The sequence below is a fragment of the Xylophilus sp. Leaf220 genome (genome assembly GCF_001421705.1).
Classification (GTDB): Bacteria; Pseudomonadota; Gammaproteobacteria; order Burkholderiales; family Burkholderiaceae_C; genus Xylophilus.
On record NZ_LMKO01000002.1, the window covers coordinates 13,450 to 34,567 of the forward strand.

20 protein-coding genes are annotated in these 21,118 nt (G+C 73.1%); 5 read left to right on the plus strand and 15 right to left on the minus strand.

The window, feature by feature from the left end; translation table 11 throughout:
- The first annotated feature begins 10 nt into the window (after nt 1-10).
- From ASE76_RS04970 to ASE76_RS21365, 5 genes are all read left to right on the plus strand, one after another.
- Nucleotides 11-1,123, plus strand: coding sequence for a saccharopine dehydrogenase NADP-binding domain-containing protein (locus ASE76_RS04970; RefSeq protein ID WP_055835739.1), 1,113 nt, complete (start codon nt 11-13; stop codon nt 1,121-1,123).
- A gap of 125 nt (nt 1,124-1,248) precedes the next feature.
- On the plus strand, nt 1,249-1,806 hold the full coding sequence (locus tag ASE76_RS04975) for a DUF4166 domain-containing protein (RefSeq protein ID WP_055836176.1): 558 nt from the start codon (nt 1,249-1,251) through the stop codon (nt 1,804-1,806).
- On the plus strand, nt 1,803-2,195 hold the full coding sequence (locus ASE76_RS04980; RefSeq protein ID WP_055835741.1) for a thiol-disulfide oxidoreductase DCC family protein: 393 nt from the start codon (nt 1,803-1,805) through the stop codon (nt 2,193-2,195). Before ASE76_RS04975 ends, ASE76_RS04980 begins: the two co-directional genes overlap by 4 nt.
- A 64-nt stretch (nt 2,196-2,259) precedes the next feature.
- On the plus strand, nt 2,260-3,102 hold the full coding sequence (locus ASE76_RS04985; RefSeq protein ID WP_055835744.1) for a PA4780 family RIO1-like protein kinase: 843 nt from the start codon (nt 2,260-2,262) through the stop codon (nt 3,100-3,102).
- Nucleotides 3,103-3,241: 139 nt separating this feature from the next.
- Nucleotides 3,242-5,041, plus strand: coding sequence for a methyl-accepting chemotaxis protein (locus tag ASE76_RS21365; protein ID WP_082448011.1), 1,800 nt, complete (start codon nt 3,242-3,244; stop codon nt 5,039-5,041).
- A 58-nt stretch (nt 5,042-5,099) separates the two neighbouring features.
- Here ASE76_RS21365 and ASE76_RS04995 read toward each other — a convergent pair whose 3' ends face one another.
- The 15 genes from ASE76_RS04995 to ASE76_RS05065 all read right to left on the minus strand — a co-directional run bounded on the left by ASE76_RS04995 (nt 5,100) and on the right by ASE76_RS05065 (nt 21,115).
- Nucleotides 5,100-5,387, minus strand: coding sequence for a cupin domain-containing protein (locus ASE76_RS04995; protein WP_055835749.1), 288 nt, complete (start codon nt 5,385-5,387; stop codon nt 5,100-5,102).
- A gap of 139 nt (nt 5,388-5,526) precedes the next feature.
- Nucleotides 5,527-6,672 (minus strand): histidinol-phosphate transaminase, encoded by a 1,146-nt coding sequence (locus tag ASE76_RS05000; protein ID WP_055835752.1) that lies wholly within the window; start codon nt 6,670-6,672, stop codon nt 5,527-5,529.
- Nucleotides 6,673-6,733: 61 nt separating this feature from the next.
- Nucleotides 6,734-8,125: an FAD-binding oxidoreductase gene (locus ASE76_RS05005; RefSeq protein WP_055835755.1), complete on the minus strand. Its 1,392-nt coding sequence runs from the start codon at nt 8,123-8,125 to the stop codon at nt 6,734-6,736.
- Nucleotides 8,122-8,949 carry an N-formylglutamate deformylase gene (gene hutG / locus ASE76_RS05010; RefSeq protein WP_055835759.1) on the minus strand — a complete coding sequence of 276 codons (828 nt, stop codon included), beginning with the start codon at nt 8,947-8,949 and terminating at the stop codon, nt 8,122-8,124. The genes ASE76_RS05005 and hutG overlap by 4 nt, the downstream gene beginning before the upstream one ends.
- Nucleotides 8,950-8,952: 3 nt before the next feature.
- On the minus strand, nt 8,953-10,335 hold the full coding sequence (locus ASE76_RS05015) for a formimidoylglutamate deiminase (RefSeq protein WP_055835762.1): 1,383 nt from the start codon (nt 10,333-10,335) through the stop codon (nt 8,953-8,955).
- On the minus strand, nt 10,332-11,606 hold the full coding sequence (gene hutI, locus ASE76_RS05020; protein WP_055835765.1) for an imidazolonepropionase: 1,275 nt from the start codon (nt 11,604-11,606) through the stop codon (nt 10,332-10,334). The genes ASE76_RS05015 and hutI overlap by 4 nt, the downstream gene beginning before the upstream one ends.
- Before the next feature lie 66 nt (nt 11,607-11,672).
- The gene (locus ASE76_RS05025; protein ID WP_055835768.1) at nt 11,673-12,284 is read right to left on the minus strand and encodes a HutD family protein; all 612 of its coding nucleotides are present in this window, start codon (nt 12,282-12,284) and stop codon (nt 11,673-11,675) included.
- Nucleotides 12,284-13,237 carry a tripartite tricarboxylate transporter substrate binding protein gene (locus tag ASE76_RS05030; protein WP_055835771.1) on the minus strand — a complete coding sequence of 318 codons (954 nt, stop codon included), beginning with the start codon at nt 13,235-13,237 and terminating at the stop codon, nt 12,284-12,286. Before ASE76_RS05030 ends, ASE76_RS05025 begins: the two co-directional genes overlap by 1 nt.
- A complete protein-coding gene (locus ASE76_RS05035; protein WP_055835773.1) occupies nt 13,237-14,046 on the minus strand; it encodes a phosphate/phosphite/phosphonate ABC transporter substrate-binding protein in 810 nt (269 codons plus the stop codon). Before ASE76_RS05035 ends, ASE76_RS05030 begins: the two co-directional genes overlap by 1 nt.
- A 20-nt stretch (nt 14,047-14,066) precedes the next feature.
- Nucleotides 14,067-15,068, minus strand: coding sequence for an ornithine cyclodeaminase family protein (locus ASE76_RS05040; protein WP_055836179.1), 1,002 nt, complete (start codon nt 15,066-15,068; stop codon nt 14,067-14,069).
- 2 nt (nt 15,069-15,070) lie between these two features.
- On the minus strand, nt 15,071-16,840 hold the full coding sequence (gene hutU, locus ASE76_RS05045) for a urocanate hydratase (RefSeq protein WP_055835776.1): 1,770 nt from the start codon (nt 16,838-16,840) through the stop codon (nt 15,071-15,073).
- 54 nt (nt 16,841-16,894) lie between these two features.
- Nucleotides 16,895-18,535: a histidine ammonia-lyase gene (gene hutH, locus ASE76_RS05050; RefSeq protein WP_055836182.1), complete on the minus strand. Its 1,641-nt coding sequence runs from the start codon at nt 18,533-18,535 to the stop codon at nt 16,895-16,897.
- A 58-nt stretch (nt 18,536-18,593) separates the two neighbouring features.
- Nucleotides 18,594-19,406, minus strand: coding sequence for a histidine utilization repressor (hutC, locus tag ASE76_RS05055; protein ID WP_082448016.1), 813 nt, complete (start codon nt 19,404-19,406; stop codon nt 18,594-18,596).
- Between the two features lie 33 nt (nt 19,407-19,439).
- Nucleotides 19,440-20,219, minus strand: a complete 780-nt coding sequence (locus ASE76_RS05060) for an ABC transporter ATP-binding protein (protein WP_055835779.1) — start codon at nt 20,217-20,219, stop codon at nt 19,440-19,442.
- On the minus strand, nt 20,216-21,115 hold the full coding sequence (locus tag ASE76_RS05065) for an ABC transporter permease (RefSeq protein ID WP_082448018.1): 900 nt from the start codon (nt 21,113-21,115) through the stop codon (nt 20,216-20,218). Before ASE76_RS05065 ends, ASE76_RS05060 begins: the two co-directional genes overlap by 4 nt.
- Between the last annotated feature and the right edge of the window lie 3 nt (nt 21,116-21,118).

Here is a 21,118-nt window from a genome sequence, read left to right on the forward strand (position 1 = left end):
CACTCTCCGCATGGCACCCCTGCGCATCCTCGTCCTCGGCGGCTACGGCTTTTTCGGCCGGCGGCTGGTGCGGCGGCTGGCGGGGTGGGAGGGCTGCACCGTGCTGGTGGCGGGGCGGTCGCTGGCGTCGGCCGGGGCGCTGGCCGCGGGGCTGCGCGGCACCGCATCGGCCGCGCTGGAGGCGGTGGCGCTCGACCTGGACCGGCCCGGCCTCGTGGACGCCCTGCTCGCGCTGCGCATCGACGCGCTGGTGCACACCGCCGGCCCGTTCCAGGGGCAGGACTGGCGGGTGGCCCGCGCCTGCATCGCCGCTGGCGTGCACTACATCGACCTGGCCGACGGGCGCGACTTCGTGGCGGGCATCGGTGCGCTGGACGGACCGGCACGGCGGGCCGGCGTGGCGGTGGTCTCCGGTGCCAGCTCGGTGCCGGCGCTCTCGGGCGCGGCGGTGGACCGGCTGGCACGGGGCCTGGCCACGGTGCGGCGCATCGACATCGGCATCAGCCCGGGCAACCGCACCGAGCGGGGGCTGTCCACCGTGCGCGGCATCCTGGGCTACTGCGGCCGGCCGATCGGGCCCGGCGGCGCGCACGGCCACGGCTGGAGCGGCCGGTGGCGGCACCGCTATGCCGCGCCGGTCGGCACCCGGCTGCTGTCGCCCTGCGACGTGCCCGACCTGGCGCTGCTGCCGGCGCGCTACCCCGGCACGCCGGCCGTCCGCTTCGGCGCGGGGCTGGAACTGCGGCTGCTGCACCGGGGCATGAACCTGATGGCCGCGGTGGCCCGGCGCGGCTGGGTGCGCGACTGGTCGGCGCATGCCGGATGGCTGAAGACGGCCTCCGACCTGTTCCGGCACCTGGGCAGCGATGCGGGCGCGATGCATGTCGAGGTGGAAGGGCTGGCCGACGGCGGCCACCCGGTGCTGCGCCGCTGGGAACTGCAGGCCCTGGGCGGCGACGGGCCGTACGTGCCCACGCTGGCCGCCGCCGCGCTGCTGCGCCGCCTGCGGGTGGCGGGCAGCCTGCCGGCGGGTGCGCAGCCGTGCGTCGGCCTGCTGGACATCGACGATTTCGCGGCCGAGGCGCACGGCCTGGCCATCACCTTCAAGGAGCTTGCCGCATGACCTCTCTCGCCGCCGGCCCCGTGGCGCCGGCACACCCGGCCGCCGCGACCCGGTTGCCGCACGCGGACGACGGCGCGCCGGCAGGTGCCGACGACGGTACCGCCCACCGGGCCGCCAGCGCATCGATGTACCGGGCCGCCCTGGGTGCCGACGCCTTCGCGCGGCTCCATCCCGCCCTGCAGCGTTTCCATGGGCTGCAGGGCCGCATCGGCCTGCGGGGCCATGCGACGACCGCTCCGCCGGCCGGCCTGCCGGCACGCCTGCTGGGCGGGCTGCTGGGCACGCCGCTGCAGGCGCGCACCGGGCCGGTGGCGTTCGTGCTGCAGGCCGGTCCGCAGGAGGAGCACTGGACGCGCCACTTCCCCGGCCGCACGATGCGCTCGCGCCTGCGGCTGCAGGCCGACGGCCGCGTGGTGGAACGGCTGGGCCCGGCGCGGCTGGTGTTCCGGCTGCGGGAAACGGGCGGCGGCCTCGCCATGCACCTGCAGTCGCTGCATTTCTTCGGCATTCCGTGCCCGGGCTGGCTGCGGCCGCAGGTGGTGGCCGAAGAGCGGGGCACCGACGCCGCCGGGGCCGACGGCGCACGGCTGCATTTCGACGTGCGGGCGGCGGTGCCGCTGCTGGGCATGGTGGCGCGCTACCACGGCTGGCTGGACCTGGCGACGGCCGAGGCGCTGCCGTGATCGTCGTGTTCGACGGACAGTGCCTGCTCTGCAACCGCTGGGTGCAGTTCCTGCTGCGGCACGACCGGCACGGCCGCATCCGCTATGCGTCGATGCAGGGCGCCACCGGCAGCGCCCTGCTGCGCGACGCCGGCCTGCCCACCGAGAACCTGGAGACGCTGCTGGTGGTGGACGACGCCGGCCGCCGCTGGCAGCACACCGGCGCGATCCTGCGGCTGCTGCATGCCCTGGGCGGGGCGTGGCGCCTGGCTTGGGCCGCCTGGCTGGTGCCGGCGCCGCTGCGCGACGCGGCCTACCGGCTGCTGGCGCGCAACCGCTACCGGGTCTTCGGCCGCGCCGACGCCTGCATGCTGCCGCCGCCGGGCACGGCCGGCCGCTTCCTCGACTGAGGAGCCGCCGGGGGGCATCCGCCCGCCCGGACCGCCGCGCCGCGCCCCTCGCGCACAATGGACCATGAAAGCACCTCCCCGCCTGCAGGCCCTGGTCGACGAAGGCCTGATCGATACCGTCGTGCGCCAGCTCATGAGCGGCAAGGAAGCGATGGTCTACGTGGTGCGCTGCGGCGACGACACCCGCTGCGCCAAGATCTACAAGGACGCGACGCAGCGCAGCTTCCGCCAGGCGGTGGACTACACCGAGAACCGCCGCGTCAAGAACAGCCGCCAGGCCCGCGCCATGGCCAAGGGCACCCGCTTCGGCCGCCAGGCCGCCGAGGCCGCCTGGCAAAGCGCCGAGGTCGATGCGCTCTACCGCCTGGCCGCAGCCGGCGTGCGGGTGCCGACACCCTACAACTTCCACGAGGGCGTGCTGCTGATGGAGCTGGTGACCGATGCGCACGGCGACGCCGCGCCCCGGCTCAACGACGTCGTGTTCTCGCCCGAGGACGCCCGGCGCCACCATGCCAGCCTGCTGGTCGAGGTGGTGCGGATGCTGGCGGCCGGCGTGGTGCACGGCGACCTGTCGGAGTTCAACATCCTGCTGGCGGCCGACGGTCCGGTGGTGATCGACCTGCCCCAGGCGGTCGACGCGGCCGGCAACAACCACGCCGGCCGGATGCTGCTGCGCGACGTGGACAACCTGCGCCAGTTCTTCGGCCAGTTCGCGCCCGAACTACTCGCCACCCGTTACGGCGAGGAGATCTGGTCGCTTTACCAGCGCGGCACCCTCACGCCGCAGACCCCGCTCACCGGCCGCTTCGACCGGCCCGACGGCCCGGTGGACCTGCAGGGCGTGCTGCGCGAGGTGGACGACGCCCGGGCCGAAGAGGCGGCACGGGTGCTGCGCATGGGCGCCTAAGCACACCGCACCGCCAGGCGGGTTCGAGGCAGTGGACGGTAGGCCCGCCTTGGTGGAGCGATTTGCAAAATCGACCATGCAAACTCCCCGGTCGATGCAAGAAATCTGTAAGCTTGCTAACTTTTTCTAACACTTACAGATGAACGCTGCCGCCCCCGCTCCTCGACGCTCCTTGAAGGTCGCCACCCGACTGGCCCTCGGCTTCGGCTTCCTTTTGTTCATGCTTGTCACCATCGCGGTCCTGGCGCTGATGCGCATCCAGACGATCAACGGGCGGGTGACGCAGATCCTGGACGACCGCTACGTCAAGGTCATCCGGTCCACCCAGATCGAGAAGAACGTCGAGACACAGGCGCTGGCCTTGCGCGACGCCTTGCTCGGCGCGCGGGATTCCGCCGTGGTGCAGCGCGAACTGGCGGTCGTAGAGGCGGCATCGGCCAGGAACAACGAGCTGATGGACCTGCTGGGCAAAAGCATCAACACCGAAGAGGGCACGCGGCGATTCAAGGCCATGGCGGCCGCCCGTACCCGCTACGGGCAGGAGCGCAACCAGGTGGTGCAGCGGATCGGCGCAGGCAATGTCGAGGACGCGGGAACCTACCTCGCCTCCAGCGTGCGGCCGGCGCAGAAGGAATTCTTCGACCAGGTCGACGGGATGATCGCCTTCCAGGCCGGCATCATGGCGCGCGAGGGCGACGCCGCCAAGGCCGATGGCGCCTCCGCCACGGTGACCGTTTCGGTCCTGGCGCTGCTGGCCGCGGTCCTGAGCATCGGCCTGGCCGTGCTGATCACCCGCAGCCTGATCCGCCAGTTGGGCGGCGAGCCGCAGGAAGTGGTGCGGGTGACCAGCGCGATCGCCGGCGGCGACCTGGCCGTGGCCATTTCGACCCGTTCGGGCGACACGCACAGCATCCTGGCCGCGATGGCCACGATGCGCGACCGGCTGGCCGCCGTGGTGGGCCAGGTGCGCCAGAGCAGCGACAGCATCGCCACCGGCTCGTCGCAGATCGCCGCCGGCAACGCCGACCTGAGCCAGCGCACCGAGGAGCAGGCCAGCAACCTGGAGGAAACCGCTGCCTCGATGGAGGAACTGACCAGCACCGTCAAGGCCAACGCCGACACCGCCGGCCATGCCAACCGGCTGGCGGCCGAAGCCTCCGCGGCCGCGGCCCAGGGCGGCGCGGCGGTGGGCCAGGTGGTGCGGACGATGCAGGACATCGCCGTCTCGTCGAAAAAGATCGCCGACATCATCGGCACGATCGACGGCATCGCCTTCCAGACCAACATCCTGGCGCTGAACGCCGCGGTGGAAGCGGCGCGCGCCGGCGAGCAGGGCCGCGGCTTCGCCGTCGTCGCCAGCGAAGTGCGCAGCCTGGCGCAGCGCAGTGCCAATGCCGCCAAGGAGATCAAGAGCCTGATCGGCGACAGCGTGGAGAAGGTCGAGGCCGGATCGCGCCAGGTACACGAGGCAGGCGCGTCGATGGAGGCCATCGTGTCCCAGGTGCGGCGCGTGGGCCAGCTGATCGGCGAAATCTCCAATGCCACGTCGGAGCAGTCGCTGGGCATCGGCCAGGTGGGTGACGCGGTGGGCCAGCTGGACCAGGTGACGCAGCAGAACGCGGCGCTCGTCGAGCAAAGCGCCGCCGCCGCCGACAGCCTGCGGGTGCAGGCGCTGCGGCTGGCCGATGTGGTCGGCGTCTTCAAGCTCGGCGGCGATCCGCTGCAGGCGGCACCCGTCCGGCCCCAGGCGGTGCGGGCGCCGGTGGCGGCGCCTGCGCTGTCGGCACGTCGCCCTGCGACCAGGCTGCCGGCGGTAGCCAAGGCACCGGGAACACCGGCCGCCCGCACGCCGGCGCCCCCCGCACTGCCGGCCAGGGCACCGGCGGCGACCGCGACGGCGGCGTCCGACAAGGACAACGCCGACTGGGAAAGCTTCTAGCCCCCGGCGGCGCCCCCGCTGCACAGGGCGGTGGCCGCCGCCGGGCGGGGTGGCCAGGTCACCCCACCGCGTGGCGGCGGGCGGCCCAGTAGGTGGCGCCGGCGCTGCCGTAGCGCTCGGCATGCGGCTCGTCGCGGTCGAGGGCGAAGCGGTCGCCGGGCTGCAGGTGGCGGGTGGCGCCGTGCTGGGTGAGCCACATCTCGCCCCGCACCACCAGGGCCTGCACCGCGAACGGGTGGCCGTGGTCCTCGACCACGGTGCCGGGCTGCCACACGCGCTCGGCCACCTCGTCGAAGCCCTGGCGCAGGGCGGCCTGTTCGAAATCGGCGAAGGTGGGCAACGTCATCGGGGGCTCCGGGGGTGGGTGGGCCTTGCGGCGGAACGCCCTCTGGGGGCGCGGGCCGCAAGGTTCGCACAGGCTTCGGTGCGCCGCCAGCGGCGCGTCTCGATCGCCGCGATAGCTTGACGCAGGGCCGGCGGAAGGCTCAGGCCGCCGCGTGCGGCACGGAGCGCAGGATCTCGCCCAGCGCCAGCACGAAGCGTGTGTTGTCGGCGGGCAGGCCCACCGTCACCCGCAGGCAGTGGGTCCAGCCCGTCTCCTTCCAGGGCTTGACGATGATGCCGCGGGCCAGCAGCGCGTCGGCCACCGGGCCGGACGGCCGGCCCAGGTCGAGGAACAGGAAGTTGGTGGCCGACGCCGCCCAGCGCAGCCCGGGAACGCCCAGGCCGTGGAGCTGCCGCTCCAGCACCCGGCGCTCGGCCACGGTGCGGGCCACCGCCTGCTCCATGTGGGTTGCATCGCCCCAGGCGGCCAGCGCGGCGGCCTGTGCGGCGGCGTTCACGTTGAAGGGCGTGCGCACCCGGTCGAGCATCTGCACCAGCGCCGCGTCGGACGCGATGCCGTAGCCCACCCGCAGGCCCGCCAGGCCCCAGGCCTTGGAGAAGGTGCGCAGCACGATCCAGGGCCGGGCCTGGGCGCGCAGCACCGCCAATGCGTCGGGAAATCCGGGCGCCAGGCGCGCGTACTCCACATACGCCTCGTCCACCACCAGCAGCGTGCCCGCCGGCACCGCGGCCACCAGGCGGGCGAAGCCGGCCGCGTCCAGCATGCAGCCGACAGGGTTCGACGGATTGGGCAGCAGCACCAGCTTCGGGCCGCGGGCGACCGCCGCGCACCAGGCGTCCACGTCGAACGCCAGGTCTTGCGTCGCCGGCAGCATCTCGACGGTGGCGCCCATCATCCGCGGATAGATCTCGTGCAGGCCGAAGGACGGCTGCAGCGTCAGCACCCGGTCGCCGGGCGAGAGGAATGCCTGGCAGAGCATCTGCAGGATGTCCTCCGAGCCGTTGCCCACCACGATCTGGCCCGGCTCGGCACCGCTGCCGGCCGCGATGGCGGCGCGCAGCGCGGTGCAGGCCGCATCCGGATACCAGGCCACCTGCCCGGCCAAGCCCGCCAGCGCGCGGCCCACCGCGGGGCTGGCGCCGTAGGGGTTCTCGTTGCTGGCCAGGCGGGCGACGTCGGTCACGCCGTAGCGCGCGCGGACCGCGTCGGACGACAGGCCGGCGTTGTAGACGGGCAGCGGCGCCACTTCGGGGCGGGCCAGGGCGAGGATGGCGTGCGAAGGCATGGGGCGGGTCGGGAGAGAGTGCAGAGGGAGGAAAAGAACGGGGGCGGCGCGCGCACGGCGGCTACCGGTCGAACACCTTGCCGGGGTTGAGGATGCCCAGCGGATCCAGCGCCCGCTTGATGGCCCGCATCGCGGCCATCTCGGCCGGCGTGCGGCTGGCGCCCAGCCAGGGCTTCTTGTGCAGGCCGATGCCGTGCTCGGCCGAGATGCTGCCCCGGAACTCCGCGACCAGGCCGTAGACCAGCGCCTCGATCGCGGCCTCGTCATGGCCGGCGGTGGCGGCGTCGACGGTGACGTGCAGGTTGCTGTCGCCCACATGGCCGAAGAAGATGCTGTGCTGCCCCGGCCAGCGCGCGTCGAGCGCGGCGCGGCAGGCGTCGGCGAAATGGCCGATGCGCGCCATCGGCAGGCTCACGTCGAAGTTGACCGGCGGGTGCATCCGCACCGGGAACTCGGCCGGTGCCTCGCGCAGCCGCCACAGGGTGCGCGCCTGGGCCTGCGACTGGGCCAGCACCGCATCGAGGGCGGTGCCGGCTTCCAGCGCCTCGCCCACCACCTCCTGCAGGCCGGCCTGCAGCGCATCGGCCTCGGGGCCGGACAGCTCCACCAGGGCCGCCAGCGGCGGCGGCAGGTCGAAGGGCGGGCGCAGGTCCTGCCAGGCGATCGAGGTGTCGATGAAATCGCGCCACATCAGCTCGAAGGCCGCCACGCCGCCGGGGCAGCGGGCCTGCAGCCGGCCGAGCAGGCCGAGGGCCGCGTCGAAGTGCGGCAGCGCCACCAGCGCGGTGACGCGGGCCGGCGGCGCCGGGTGCAGCCGCAGCAGCGCGCGGGTGATCACGCCCAGCGTGCCCTCCGCGCCGATGAAGAACTGCTTCAGGTCGTAGCCGGTGTTGTTCTTGAGCATGGGCCGCAGCATCGGCAGCACGGTGCCGTCGGCCAGCACCACCTCCAGGCCCAGGGTCTGCTCGCGCATCATCCCGAACTGCAGCACGCCGTTGCCGCCCGCGTTGGTCGCCAGGTTGCCGCCGATCTGGCAGGAGCCGCGCGCGCCCAGGTCCACCCCGAACTGCAGGCCCTGCGCGGCCGCCGCCTCCTGCAGCGCCTGCAGCGTGGCGCCGGCCTGCACGGTGGCGGTGCCGGCCGCGGCGTCGATGGATTCGACGGCCGCCATCCGCTCCAGCGACAGCACGATGCCGGCCGCGTCCGGTACCGCGCCGCCCGCCAGCCCGGTGCGGCCGCCCTGCGGCACCACCGGGACGCGCTCCGCATGGCACAGGCGCATCACCGCGGCCACCGCCTCGGTGCTGCGGGGCCGCACCAGGGCACGCGGCACGACGGGTGCGTGGCCGCTCCAGTCGGTGCGGTAGGGGGCCGGTACCGCGTCGCCCGCCAGCACCGCATCGGCGCCGGCCGCCTCGGCCAGCGCCTGCAGGAAGCCTGCGGCGCCGGTCATGCGCCCTGTACCGCGGGCGATTCGACGTAGGCCAGCAGCGACTCGACCATGCGGCGCACCGTGGGCTGCACCCGCGCGGCCTTCTCGGGCAGGTAGCCGAAGGGCAAGGCCTCCTGCATGTAGCTGCTCTGGGTCATCTCCAGCTGCACCGCCTGCACCTTCTGCGCGGGGTTGCCGTGGTGGCGGGTGATGTAGCCGCCGGTGAAGCGGCCGTTGAGCACCGCGGTGTAGCCGGGCGCATCGGTGGCGATGCCGAGCAGCCGGTCGGCGATGGCCGCGTCGCAGCTGATGCCCTGGCCGTTGCCCAGGTTCAGGTCGGGCAGCGTGCCCGCGAAGAAGCGGGGCAGCACCGAGCGGATCGAATGCGCGTCCCACAGCGCCGCGGCGCCGTGCCGCGCCTTCAGCCGGGCCAGCTCCTGCGTGAGCTGGGCGTGGTAGGGCTGCCAGATCGCCTCGCGGCGCTGGGCGATCTCGGCGTCGTCGGGCGCGGCGCCGGGCAGGTAGAGCGGCGTGTCGTCGAAGGTGTCGACCGGGCACAGGCCGGTGACGCTCTGGCCGGGGTACAGGCTGGCGCCGTCGGGTGCGCGGTTGAGGTCGATCACGTAGCGCGAATGGGTGGCGACGAGCACCGACGCACCGATCGCGTCGGCGAAGTCGTAGAGCCGCTCCAGGTGCCAGTCGGTGTCGGGCACGTGGCGCGCCTCGTCGGTGAAGCGCGCGGCCAGCGCAGGCGGCACGTGGGTGCCGACGTGGGGCATCGAGATCAGCAGCGGACGGGTGCCCTGGCGGAAGCGGAAGGCGGGTTCGGTGGTGGAGAAGTGCATCGATCAGTCCTGAAGAAGTTGGGTGCGCGCGGCGACGAAAGCGGCCGCGGCGCCGTGGTGCAGGGGGTGCCGGCCGCCGGAGACGCGGACGCGGCCCGCCACCCGGACGCTGTCGATGGCCGAGCTGCGGTGGCTGGCGAAGACGTGGGCCGAGAGCATGTCGGGCGCCGGCAGGCCCTGCAGCGCGGGCCGCGCGGCATCGAGCACCACCAGGTCGGCCTGCTGGCCCACCGCCAGGCCACCGATGGCACGGCCGGCCGCCTGCGCGCCGCCCTGCACCGCCTGCAGCGTGAGCGCGGTGGCCACATGGGGCTGCGCGGCGCTGGCGCCGACGTTGCGCTGGCGCCGGCCCAGGCGCTGGCTGTATTCGAGCATCAGCAGCTCTTCGGCCGCGTTCACGCAGGCATGGCTGTCGGAGCCGACGCCCCAGGCGCCGCCGTGGTCGCGCCAGCGCGGCAGGTCGAAGATGCCGTCGCCCAGGTTGGCCTCGGTGGTGGGGCACAGGCCGGCCACCGCGCCGCTGTGGGCGGCCGCGGCGTACTCGGCATCGTCCATGTGGGTGGCGTGCACCAGGCACCAGCGGGCATCGACCGGCGCATGGTCGAGCAGCCACGCCACCGGGCGCTGGCCGCTCCAGGCGATGCAGTCGTCGACCTCCTGCGTCTGCTCGGCGATGTGGATGTGGATGGGCGCAGCGGGGTCGAGCGCATCGAGTCCGGCCAGCACCGCCTGCAGCCCGTCGGGCGGCACCGCCCGCAGCGAATGCGGCGCCAGGCCCAGCCGCGCGCCCTGCCCGGCGCAGGCGGGGCCGAGCGCCTCCAGCAGTCGCAGCATGCTGTCGGTGGCGCGGACGAAGCGGCGCTGGCCGTCGGTGGGCGGCCGGCTGCCGAAGCCGCTGGTCTGGTAGAGCACCGGCAGCAGGGTGAAGCCGATGCCGGCGGCCTGCGCGGCGCGCAGCAGCGCGCAGCTGAGCGTGGCGTCGTCTGCATAGGCGCGGCCGTCGGCGCCGTGGTGCACGTACTGGAACTCGCAGACGCTGGTGTAGCCCGCCTCCAGCATCTCGGCATAGAGCCATGTGGCGATCGCCTCCATCTGCTCGGGGCCCAGGCGCGCGGCGAAGCGGTACATCAGGGTGCGCCAGCTCCAGAAGCTGTCCTGCTCGGCCGAGCGGTGCTCGGTGAGGCCGGCGAAGCCGCGCTGGAAGGCGTGGGAGTGCAGGTTGGGCATGCCGGGCAGCACCGGGCCGGCGGCCACCGGCGTGCCGGCCGGCGGCGATGCGCCGGGCGCGACGCGGGTGAAGCGGCCCGCGTCGTCCCAGGCCAGCAGCACGTCCTTCGCCCAGCCCGCGGGCAGCAGCGCATCGGCGGCGAACAGGGTGCGGTTCATGCGGCGGCTCCCACGGCGATGCGGCCCTGCCGCACCACGGTGCGCACCGGGCGCTGGCCGAACCAGTAGGCCAGCTCGGCCGGCTCCTGCAGGTTCCACAGCACGAAGTCGGCGGGCCGGCCCGCGCCGATGCTGCCGTGGGTGTCCTGCAGGCCCAGCGCGCGGGCCGCGTGCAGGGTGACGCCGGCCAGCGCCTCGGGCACCGTCAGGCGGAACAGGGTGCAGGCCATGTTGACCATCAGCAGCAGGCTGAGCGCGGGCGAGGTGCCCGGGTTGTGGTCGGTGGAGACGGCCATCGGCACGCCGGCCGCACGCAGCGCCGCGACCGGCGGCAGGTGGGTGTCGCGCAGCGTGTAGTAGGCGCCGGGCAGCAGCACCGCCACCGTGCCGGCCGCGCGCATCGCGCCGATGCCCTCGGCCGAGAGATGCTCGACGTGGTCGCACGACAGCGCGCCGTAGCGCGCCGCCAGCGCCGCGCCACCCATGTCCGAGAGCTGCTCGGCATGCAGCTTGACCGGCAGGCCCAGGGCCTGCGCAGCGCGGAACACCTGCTCGGTCTCGGCCAGGGTGAAGGCGATGCGCTCGCAGAACACGTCGACCGCGTCGACCAGCCCTTCGGCCGCCAGCGCGGGCAGCATCTCGTGGCACACCAGGTCGATGTAGTCCTGGCTGCGGCCGGCGTACTCGGGCGGCAGCGCATGGGCGCCGAGGAAGCTGGTGCGCACGGTGACGCCGTAGGCCTCGCCCAGCCGGCGGGCCACGCGCAGCTGCTTGCGCTCGTGCTCCAGCGACAGGCCGTAGCCCGACTTGATCTCGATCGCGCAGACGCCCTCGGCCAGCAGTGGCTCCAGCCGCGCGGCGGCCTGGGCGAAGAGCGTGTCCTCGTCGGCCGCGCGGGTGGCGCGTACCGACGCCACGATGCCCCCGCCGGCCGCGGCCACTTCCTCGTAGCTGGCGCCGGCCAGCCGCATCGCGAACTCGTTGGCGCGCTGGCCGCCGTAGACCAGGTGGGTGTGGCAATCGACCAGGCCCGGCGTGGCGAGCGCGCCGCCGCCGTCGTGCACCGGCAGGCCCGCGCAGGCGGCGGCGATCCCGGCCGGCACGGCGGACGCATCGCCCACCCACAGCACCGTGCCGCCGCGCACCGCCAACGCGGCGGTGGCGCCGTCGGTCAGGTCGGCGCCGGGGGCGGCGCCGGGGGCCAGGCGCAGGCCGGTCCACAGGCCGTCGGCCGAGGGATGTTTGCGCTGCGGGGAAAGGGAGGGGGTCATGGGCTGTTTGCTATCGAATTGATATCTGGAGGCCGGCGCCAGTCGCCGGCTACAGGCCTTTTTGGCTCAAGAATCTCCCGCGGGATCGCACAGGACGACCGCCAGCCGCGCGCCACCGCCGCCGCCGCCCATGGGCTCTACGGAGAACGCGGGATGCTCGCCGGTCCACCACAGTCCCTCGCCCTCCTCCAGCACCGTGGCGGTACCGCCGCCCTCGCCCGCCGCGCACGCCCAGCCGCCGCGCAGGGCCAGCACCACGCCGCCGCGGGAGGCCGGCAGTGCCTGCGCCGCGTCCAGCACCTGCAGCGATGCGGTGCAGCGCGCCGGGTCGAACATCAGGTTGAAGTCGGTCGAGGGGCCGCCCAGCAGCGTGCACTGCACCGCCGCGTCGCCCGCGAATTCGAAGGGCGCGTACTGCGCCGCCAGCCGGTGGTCGAAGCCCTGCGCCTGCAGCCGCACGCCGTCGCCCGCCAGCAGCATGATCACCCGGCGCTTGCCGCCGAACTCCGAGAACGGCCCGCCCGCGGCGATGGTGGCGATGCTCACCCGCCAGTCGAACCCGTCGGCGCCCGCGCCCGCCGGGTGGCAGGCGACCTCGCGGGTGGTGCCGCCGCCGTTCTTCCACGGCGTGACCGGCAGGGTGGCGGTATCGAAGCGGTGCAGGCGCGGCGCGGCCATCAGTCGGCCTTGATGTTGCGTGCGCGGATCACCTCGCCCCAGCGCACCGTCTCGGACTGGATGGTGGCGGCCAGCTCCTGCGGCGTGCCCTTGCCGGGCTCCATGCCCATCGCGGCGAACTTCTCGCGGATCGCCGGTTTGGCCAGCATCCGGGCGCTGGCGGCGTGCAGCCGCTCCACCGTGGCGGCGGGCGTGGCGGCGGGCACCATCAGCGCGTACCAGGACACGGCCTCGAACTTCGGCAGGCCCTGCTCGGCGACGGTGGGCACGTCGGGGAGCAGCGCCGAACGCTGGGCGCTGGCCACGCCGACGGCGCGCAGCTTGCCCGAGCGGATCAGCGGCAGCACCGACGACATCTGGCCGAACATCATCGTCACCTGGCCGCCCATCAGGTCGTTGAGCGCCGGGCCGATGCCCTTGTAGGGCACGTGCAGCATCCGGACCTTGCCCGACAGGGCCATCAATTCGCCGGCCAGGTGCGCCTGGCTGCCGGCGCCGGGCGAGGCGAAGCTGACGCTCTCGGGCTTCGCGGCGGCCAGGGCCAGCAGTTCCTGCACGCTGCGGGCGGGCACCGCCGGGTTCACCACCAGCACGTTCTCCACCGTGGCCAGCATCGCGACCGGGGCCAGCTCGGAGGCCTTGTAGGGCAGCGCCGGGAACAGCGAAGGGTTCACCGCGATGTTGCCGGCCGGGATGATGCCGAGCGTGGCGCCGTCGGGCGCGGCCTTGGCGACGGCGTCGGTGCCGATGTTGCCGGCGGCGCCGGCCTTGTTCTCGACGACGAAGGTCTGGCCGGTGGCCTCGCCGAAGTCCTGCGCCAGCACCCGGCCCAGCACGTCGACCGGCCCGCCCGGCGGGAAGGGCACCACGACGTGGACCGTGTGCGCGGCGGCCTGGGCCGAGGCCGCGAAGGGAGCGGCCGCGAGCAGGGCGGCCATCAGGAAGCGTTTCATCAGAGATCCTCGAAAGCGGGGGTGGGCAGGCCGGCGAGCGCGGCCAGCGGTGCGTAGTCGCAAGGGCCGGGCACCGCGAACCCGGCAAGCAACAAGCGTTCCCTGAGCGGCGCCAGTTCGGCCGCGCCGCCGGCGGCCGCGAGGGCCGCGCGCAGAGCGGCCCTCGCCGCCTCGTCGAGGGCGGCGGTGGCCACCAGCGGCGGTATCGGCCGCCACGCGGTCTGCGCCACGGTGCGCACCCGGGCGGCGAGCACGGGCGCATGCAGCCGCAGCAGGTCGTGGTAGTAGCTGTCGAGCGCGCCGACGTCGATCCGGCCTGCCGCCAGTGCGTCGATCACGCCGCGCGCATGGACCAGGCCGCCGACAGCGCCGCGGTACAGGCGGCCGCCGTGCGCGGCGCGGTACGGCGAAAGGAAGTCGCGCAGCGCCACCCCGCCCGAGAGCGAATCGGCGACGGTGTAGCCCACCGTGCCGCCGAAGGTGTCTTCGATGCGGCGATGCCCGCTGTCGGACCGCACGACGATGTCGCTGCAGTAGCGCGGCAGGCCGCCGTAGCGGGCCGGCGACGGCACCGGCGCGGCGACCAGCAGCGGCCGCGGAAGGTGGCGGGCGAACGGCAGGCCGCACATCAGCGCCAGGCCCAGGTCGTCGCGCGCCCACAGGGCCGAAAGCGGCGCGGGCGGGTCGTGGTCGATCACCTGCCACGGCAGCCCGGCGCGCGCCAGCACCCAGCCCAGCAGCGCCTTCCAGTCGGCACGGCATCCGGGGGTGGCGGAGTACATCCGCGCGTTGGCGACGGGCAGGGGCATGGCCGAAGCTGCGTCGAGGCTCAGCGGAAGCGCAGCCGCTGGCCCAGGCCCATCGCCTGCGCCTTTTCCAGCATCGCCACGCCGAGCGCGATGTCCGACAGCGACAGGCCGCGGTGCCAGAAGAGGTTGGTCTCGTCGTCCGATTCGCGGCCCGGCTTCAGGCCGGCCACGATCTGGCCCAGCTCGGCATGCAGCGTGGTCTCGGACAGGCGGCCGCTGTCGACATGGGCCCGCAGCGCGCCGAAGGGGCCGGCCTTGGCCTGGCCCCAGTCGTCCATCACCATCTTGTCCATGATGTCGGTGAGCGACAGCTCCACCGCGCTCATGGTGCCGTAGGGAATGACGCAGGCGCCCTTCTTGATCCACTCGGTCCTGAGCATCGGCTCGGGCTTCTCCAGGCGCGAGGCCTCGACCACGATGTCGGCGCCGCGCACGCAGGACTCCCAGTCCTCGGTCACGACGATCTTCATGCCCAGGTCGCGCTCCAGCGTCTCGGCGAAGGCGTTGCGGCTTTCGGGACGGCGCGAGTGCACCCGGATTTCGTCGAACTGGAAGATGGCATGCAGCAGCCGCACGTTCCAGTACGAGGTGCCGCGCGCGCCGATGTGGCCGAGGATCTTCGAATCCTTCCGCGCCAGGTGCTTGGCGCCGATGGCGGTGATCGCGCCGGTGCGCATGTCGGTGATGTCCGAGGCGTCGATGATCGCCACCGGCACGCCGGTCTTGGGATCGAACAGGTTGAGCACCGCCAGCTCGGAAGGCAGGCCGCGCTCGTAGTTGCGGTAGAAGTCGCCGACCACCTTCACGCCGGCCACGCCCATCGGGCGGATGTAGCCGCGTAGCACGTTGAAGTGGCCGGGATAGTCCTTCTCGGGCACCAGGTGCATCCGCGGCTCGATCGTGGTTTCGCCGCGGCCCTGGGCCAGCAGGCCGCGCTCGACTGCGGCGACGATCTCGGCGTCCGTCATCGCCAGGGCCTGGACGTCGGGGTGGTTGAGGTAGTGGAGATGGATTTCCTGCATGCTCATTCCTTGCGGGCTGCCACGGTGGCCGCCACCATCGGCAGTGTGAGGCCCTGGCGCCGGGCCGTCTCGACCGCCACCGGATAACCCGCATCGGCATGGCGCATCACGCCGGAGCCGCTGTCGTTGACCAGCACCCGCGCCAGCCGCTCGGCTGCGGCGTCGGTGCCGTCGGCCACGATCACCATGCCGGCGTGCTGCGAGTAGCCCATGCCGACGCCGCCGCCGTGGTGCAGGCTGACCCAGGTGGCGCCGCCGGCGGTGTTGAGCAGCGCGTTGAGCAGCGGCCAGTCGGAAACCGCGTCGGTGCCGTCCTGCATGCCTTCGGTCTCGCGGTTGGGGCTGGCGACCGAGCCGGTGTCGAGGTGGTCGCGGCCGATGACGATCGGTCCCTTCAGCTCGCCGTTCTTCACCATCTCGTTGAAGGCCAGGCCGGCCTTGTCGCGCTCGCCCAGGCCCAGCCAGCAGATGCGCGCCGGCAGGCCCTGGAAGGCGATCCGCTCGCGGGCCATGTCGAGCCAGCGGTGGGTGTGGTGGTTGTCCGGGAACAGCTCCTTGATCTTGGCGTCGGTCTTGTAGATGTCCTCCGGATCGCCCGAGAGCGCCACCCAGCGGAACGGGCCCTTGCCCTCGCAGAACATCGGCCGGATGTAGGCGGGCACGAAGCCGGGGAAGTCGAACGCGTTCTGCACGCCCTGGTCGAACGCCACCTGGCGGATGTTGTTGCCGTAGTCCACCGTGGGAATGCCCAGCGCCTGGAAGTCGAGCATCGCCTGCACGTGCGTGGCGCACGAGGCGGCGGCGGCCGCCACCAGGCGCGGATGCTGGGCCGGGTCCTGCTGCGCGGCCTTCCACTCGGCCACCGACCAGCCGGCCGGCAGGTAGCCGTGGACCAGGTCGTGGGCCGAAGTCTGGTCGGTCACCAGGTCGGGCCGCACCGCACCGGCGCGCACACGCTCCAGCAGCACCGGCAGCACCTCGGCCGCGTTGCCCAGCAGGGCGATCGAGACGGCCTCCTTCTTCGCGGTGTGGTGGGCGATCAGGGCCAGGGCGTCGTCCAGGTCCTTGGCCTGCTTGTCGACGTAGCGGGTGCGCAGCCGGAAGTCGATGCTGCTCTGCTGGCACTCGATCGCCAGCACGCAGGCGCCGGCCAGCACGCCGGCCAGCGGCTGGGCACCACCCATGCCGCCCAGGCCGCCGGTGAGGATCCAGCGGCCGGCGAGATCGTTGCCGTAGTGCTGGCGGCCGGCCTCGACGAAGGTCTCGAAGGTGCCCTGCACGATGCCCTGCGCGCCGATGTAGATCCAGCTGCCGGCGGTCATCTGGCCGTACATGAACAGGCCCTTGCGGTCGAGTTCGTGGAAGTGCTCCCAGTTCGCCCACTTGGGCACCAGGTTGGAGTTGGCGATCAGCACCCGCGGCGCGTTCGGATGGGTCTTGAACACGCCCACCGGCTTGCCCGACTGCACCAGCAGCGATTCGTCGTCCTCCAGTTCGCGCAGCGAGGCGAGGATCTGGTCGAAGCACTCCCAGTTGCGCGCGGCCCGGCCGATGCCGCCGTAGACCACCAGCGACTGCGGGTTCTCGGCGACCTCGGGGTCGAGGTTGTTCTGGATCATCCGGTAGGCGGCCTCGGTCAGCCAGCTCTTGCACGACAGGGTGCTGCCGCGCGGCGCGCGGACGACCCGGTCGGCCCAGCGGGTGTCGGCCGGCGCGGCCGGTACGGCAGGTGCGGTGTCGGTGGTGGCGGTGAAGGCGTCGGGTGCGTTCATGGTCGGGGCTCCGAAGAAGGGCGGTCGAAGAATTGGGGGCTGAGGTGCGGGGTGTCAGGCGGTGGCGGCGGGCGTTGCGGCGGATGCATCGGCATGGCTCGGCAGCAGGCGCAGCAGCGCGTCGGGCCAGGTGGTGCGGCCGGCCCAGAGGCGCATCGCCTCGACGTCGGGCGCGAGGAAGCGGTCCTGGTCCAGGAAGGCGACGCGGCTGCGCAGGTCGGCGAAGGTGGCTTCGAGCAGCGGCGAACTGCGCAGGCCGCCTGGGCTGCGCTTCAGTTCGATGCCCTGCGCCGCGCCCATCGCCTCGATGCCGACGACCACCGCGGTGTTGTCGGCCATCTCGGCCAGGCGCCGGGCGCCGAAGGTGGCCATCGAGACATGGTCCTCCTGGTTGGCCGAGGTGGGCAGGCTGTCGACGCTGGCCGGATGGGCGAGCGACTTGTTCTCCGACGCCAGCGCGGCCGCGGTGACCTGCGCGATCATGAAGCCCGAGTTGACGCCGCCGTCGCGCACCAGGAAGGGCGGCAGGCCCGACAGGCCCGAGTCGAGCAGCAGCGCCAGCCGGCGCTCGGAGATCGCGCCGATCTCGGCGATGGCCAGGGCCAGGATGTCGGCGGCGAAGGCCACCGGCTCGGCGTGGAAGTTGCCGCCGGAGATCACCTCGTCGTCGCCTTCATCGCCGCCGGCGCCGGAGAAGACCAGCGGGTTGTCGGAGGCGGCGTTGGCCTCGGTCTGCAGCACCCGGGCGGCATGGCGGATGTTGTCGAGGCAGGCGCCCATCACCTGCGGCACGCAGCGGATCGAGTACGGGTCCTGCACCCGGCCGCAGTCGGGATGCGAGGGCACGATCTCGCTACCGTTGAGCAGTGCGCGCACCGCGGCGGCCACGTCGATCTGCCCGGGCTGGCCGCGCGCCGCGTGGATGCGGGCGTCGAACGGCTTGATCGAGCCCTGGATCGCCTCCAGCGACAGCGCGCCGGCCACCAGGCCCGCGGCGAAGACGTTCTCCGCCTGGAACAGCCCGGCCAGCGCCAGCGCGGTCGAGACCTGGGTGCCGTTGAGCAGCGCCAGTCCCTCCTTGGGGCCGAGCACGAAGGGCGCGAAGCCGGCGCGGCGCATCGCCTCGGCGCCGGGGATCACCGTGCCCTCGGGCGTCGAGGCCTCGCCCTCGCCGATCAGCACGCAGGCCAGGTGGGCCAGCGGCGCCAGGTCGCCCGATGCGCCCACCGAGCCCTTGGCGGGGATGCGCGGCAGCAGGCCGGCGTTGGCCAGCGCCAGCAGCGCGTCGACGATCTCGGGCCGCACGCCCGAGTGGCCGCGGGCCAGGCTCACCGCCTTGGTCGCCAGCACCAGCCGCACCACCGCGGCGGGCAGCGGCTGGCCGGTGCCCACGCTGTGCGACAGCACCAGGTTGCGCTGCAGCTCGGCCAGCCGTTCGCGCGGGATCCGGGTGCTGGCCAGCTTGCCGAAGCCGGTGTTGATGCCGTAGACCACCTCGCCGCCATCGACGATGCGCTGCACCGCGGACTGCGCGGCGCGCAGGGCCTGCCGGGCATCGGCATGCAGTTGCAGCGATACGCCGCCGGTGTGGATGCGGCGCAGTTGGGCGAGCACCACCCGGCCCGGGTCGAGCATCAGCACGCCGTCGCCCGGCACGGGCACCGGGTGGGCGGGGGCGGCGTCGGGAGTAAGCATGTGCATGTCTATACAGGTTGATGGAAATGAAAACCGGTCGGTTGCCGAGCGCAGCCGCTCAGCGGGCGTTGCCGTCGGTGCGGAAGCGGCTGCCCAGCCGGTAGCGGCTGGCAGGGTGCAGGAAGCGGGCGAAGGTCACCGGCACGCCCTGCATCCAGGTGCGGCGGGTCAGCAGCAGGCAGGGCTCGGCGGTGGGCATCTCGAGCTGCAGCGCCTGCTCGGCGGTGGGCATCACCGCATCGACCACGTGCTCCATCTCGTCGTAGGGCGCGGTGCGCACCAGGTACTCCGACGGCTGCTGGCGCGAGAAATCCTGGTGGATGAAATCGGGCGAGACCCGCGGGTTGACGAAGCGGTCTTCCAGCTGCACCGGCAGGCCGTTCTCCAGGTGCACGCAGACGGCGCGGAACACCGACTCCCCGGTGCGCAGGCCGAAGAGCGCCGCCGTCTCCATCGAGGCCGACACCCGCTCGACCAACAGCACCTTGCAGGCGTAGTCGTGGCCGCGGTGGTGCACGTCGTCGGCCAGGTTGGCGATCTGCAGCAGGGTCGACTGGGGCTTGTCCTCGGCCACGAAGCTGCCGACGCCCGGCACCCGCACCACCCGGCCCTGGCCGGCCAGCTCGCGCAGCGCGCGGTTGACCGTCATGCGCGACATGCCGAACTGTGCGACCAGCTCGTGCTCGGACGGCAGCCGGGTGCCGGCGGGCCAGCTGCCGTCCTGGATCTTGCGCGAGATGAAATCCTTGACCTGCTGGTAGAGCGCGAGTGCGCCGGGCCCGTCGTTGGCGGCAGGCACCGCGCCGACGGCGGGCGTCTGCGGCGGGGGCGCGCCGTTCTTGGGCACGGGGAGGGCGTTGCGGGCGGTCATGCGGAGATCGGTGGAGAGGCGGATGCGCGGTGGTCAGTGCGCCGCGGCCAGGGATTCGGCGCGGATCTCTTCGGTGAGGCGCGCCTTCAGGTCCATGAACTCGGGCGAGGTCTTGATCGTGTAGTGGCGCGGATGTGGGAAATCCACCGCCAGCTCGGTCTTGATGCGGCCCGGCCGGGCGCTGAACACCGCGACCCGGTTGGCCATGAAGATCGCCTCGTCGATGTCGTGGGTGACGAAGAGCACCGTCTTGCGCGCCGACTCCCAGATGCCCAGCAGCAGCTCCTGCATCAGCACCCGGGTCTGGTTGTCGAGCGCGCCGAAGGGCTCGTCGAGCAGCAGGATCTTGGGGTCGTTGGCCAGCGCCCGGGCGATGGCGGTGCGCTGCTGCATGCCGCCCGAGAGCTGCTTGGGAAAGTGGTTCTCGAAGCCGCGCAGCCCCACCTTGGCGATGAAGTAGTCGGCGCGCTCCTTCTGCTGCGCCTCGGGCAGGCCGCGCTCGCGCAGGCCGAAGCGGATGTTCTGCGCGATGGTGAGCCAGGGGAACAGGGTGTAGCTCTGGAACACCACGCCGCGGTCGGCGCCCGGCCCCTCGACCTGGCGGCCGTCGAGCATCACCTGGCCGGTGGTCGGGTAGTCGAGCCCGGCGACGATGCGCAGCAGGGTCGACTTGCCGCAGCCTGAGGGGCCGAGGATGGTGACGAAGTCGTTCTCGCGCACCTCGAAATCGACCGGCAGCAGCGCCTGGGTGCTCTGGCCCTTGGTGCCCTGGAAGATGCGCGATACGCCGCGCACGGAAAGATGGTCGCTCACAGCGTGCTCCAGGCGAAGAGGCGGCGGTTGGCCGCCTTGAAGGCGAAGTCGGACACCAGCCCGATGATGCCGATCACGATGATGCCGAAGATGATCTGCCCGGTGTTGAGCAGCGCCTGGCTGTCGGTGATCATGTGGCCGATGCCCGAGGACGAGCCGATCAGCTCGGCCACGATCACGTAGGTCCAGGCCCAGCCCAGCACCAGGCGCAGCGTCTCGGCGATGCCGGGCGCCGCGCCCGGGATCAGCACCCGGGCGATCACGCCGCGGTCGCCGGCGCCCAGGGTGTAGGCGGCCTCGACCAGGTCGCGGCGGGCGCTGCCGACGGTGACGGCCACCATCAGCACCACCTGGAAGAAGGAGCCGATGAAGATCACCAGCAGCTTCTGCGTCTCGCCGATGCCGGCCCACAGGATCAGCAGCGGGATGAAGGCCGAGGCCGGCAGGTAGCGGCAGAACGACACGAAGGGCTCGAAGAAGGCCTCGACGCCCTTGTACGCGCCCATCGCGATGCCCAGCGGCACCGCCAGCACGCTGGCCAGGGCGAAGCCGCCCACCACCCGCCAGACGGTCATGCCGATGTCGTGGATGAAGTTGTATTCGGTGAACAGCAGCCAGCCTTCGCGCACCATCGTCACCGGACTGGCCAGGAAGGTGGGCGGCACGAAGCCGCCCAGGGTGAAGAACGCCCACACCGCCACGAACAGCACGAAGAAGCCCAGGCCCAGCATCCAGCGCGCGGTGCCGCCGACCGGCTCCAGCGGCGCCAGCGCCCGGCGCCGGCGCGCGGAGACCGGCGCGGCGATGGGCGGCAGCGCCGCGGGTGCGGCGGCCCCGGGCGAGGCGGCGGAGGGGACGGGTGCGACGGACGCGGCGGCAGCGGGCAGGGCGGACATGGG

Bases quoted from the DNA above. Each gene is read 5' to 3' on its own strand.
- ASE76_RS04970 (WP_055835739.1), top strand. From the start codon at position 11: ATGGCACCCCTGCGCATCCTCGTCCTCGGCGGCTACGGCTTTTTCGGC.
- ASE76_RS04975 (WP_055836176.1), top strand. From the start codon at position 1,249: ATGTACCGGGCCGCCCTGGGTGCCGACGCCTTCGCGCGGCTCCATCCC.
- ASE76_RS04985 (WP_055835744.1), top strand. From the start codon at position 2,260: ATGAAAGCACCTCCCCGCCTGCAGGCCCTGGTCGACGAAGGCCTGATC.
- ASE76_RS21365 (WP_082448011.1), top strand. From the start codon at position 3,242: ATGAACGCTGCCGCCCCCGCTCCTCGACGCTCCTTGAAGGTCGCCACC.
- ASE76_RS04995 (WP_055835749.1), bottom strand. From the start codon at position 5,387: ATGACGTTGCCCACCTTCGCCGATTTCGAACAGGCCGCCCTGCGCCAG.
- ASE76_RS05000 (WP_055835752.1), bottom strand. From the start codon at position 6,672: ATGCCTTCGCACGCCATCCTCGCCCTGGCCCGCCCCGAAGTGGCGCCG.
- ASE76_RS05005 (WP_055835755.1), bottom strand. From the start codon at position 8,125: ATGACCGGCGCCGCAGGCTTCCTGCAGGCGCTGGCCGAGGCGGCCGGC.
- hutG (WP_055835759.1), bottom strand. From the start codon at position 8,949: ATGCACTTCTCCACCACCGAACCCGCCTTCCGCTTCCGCCAGGGCACC.
- ASE76_RS05015 (WP_055835762.1), bottom strand. From the start codon at position 10,335: ATGAACCGCACCCTGTTCGCCGCCGATGCGCTGCTGCCCGCGGGCTGG.
- hutI (WP_055835765.1), bottom strand. From the start codon at position 11,606: ATGACCCCCTCCCTTTCCCCGCAGCGCAAACATCCCTCGGCCGACGGC.
- ASE76_RS05025 (WP_055835768.1), bottom strand. From the start codon at position 12,284: ATGGCCGCGCCGCGCCTGCACCGCTTCGATACCGCCACCCTGCCGGTC.
- ASE76_RS05030 (WP_055835771.1), bottom strand. From the start codon at position 13,237: ATGAAACGCTTCCTGATGGCCGCCCTGCTCGCGGCCGCTCCCTTCGCG.
- ASE76_RS05035 (WP_055835773.1), bottom strand. From the start codon at position 14,046: ATGCCCCTGCCCGTCGCCAACGCGCGGATGTACTCCGCCACCCCCGGA.
- ASE76_RS05040 (WP_055836179.1), bottom strand. From the start codon at position 15,068: ATGCAGGAAATCCATCTCCACTACCTCAACCACCCCGACGTCCAGGCC.
- hutU (WP_055835776.1), bottom strand. From the start codon at position 16,840: ATGAACGCACCCGACGCCTTCACCGCCACCACCGACACCGCACCTGCC.
- hutH (WP_055836182.1), bottom strand. From the start codon at position 18,535: ATGCTTACTCCCGACGCCGCCCCCGCCCACCCGGTGCCCGTGCCGGGC.
- hutC (WP_082448016.1), bottom strand. From the start codon at position 19,406: ATGACCGCCCGCAACGCCCTCCCCGTGCCCAAGAACGGCGCGCCCCCG.
- ASE76_RS05065 (WP_082448018.1), bottom strand. From the start codon at position 21,115: ATGTCCGCCCTGCCCGCTGCCGCCGCGTCCGTCGCACCCGTCCCCTCC.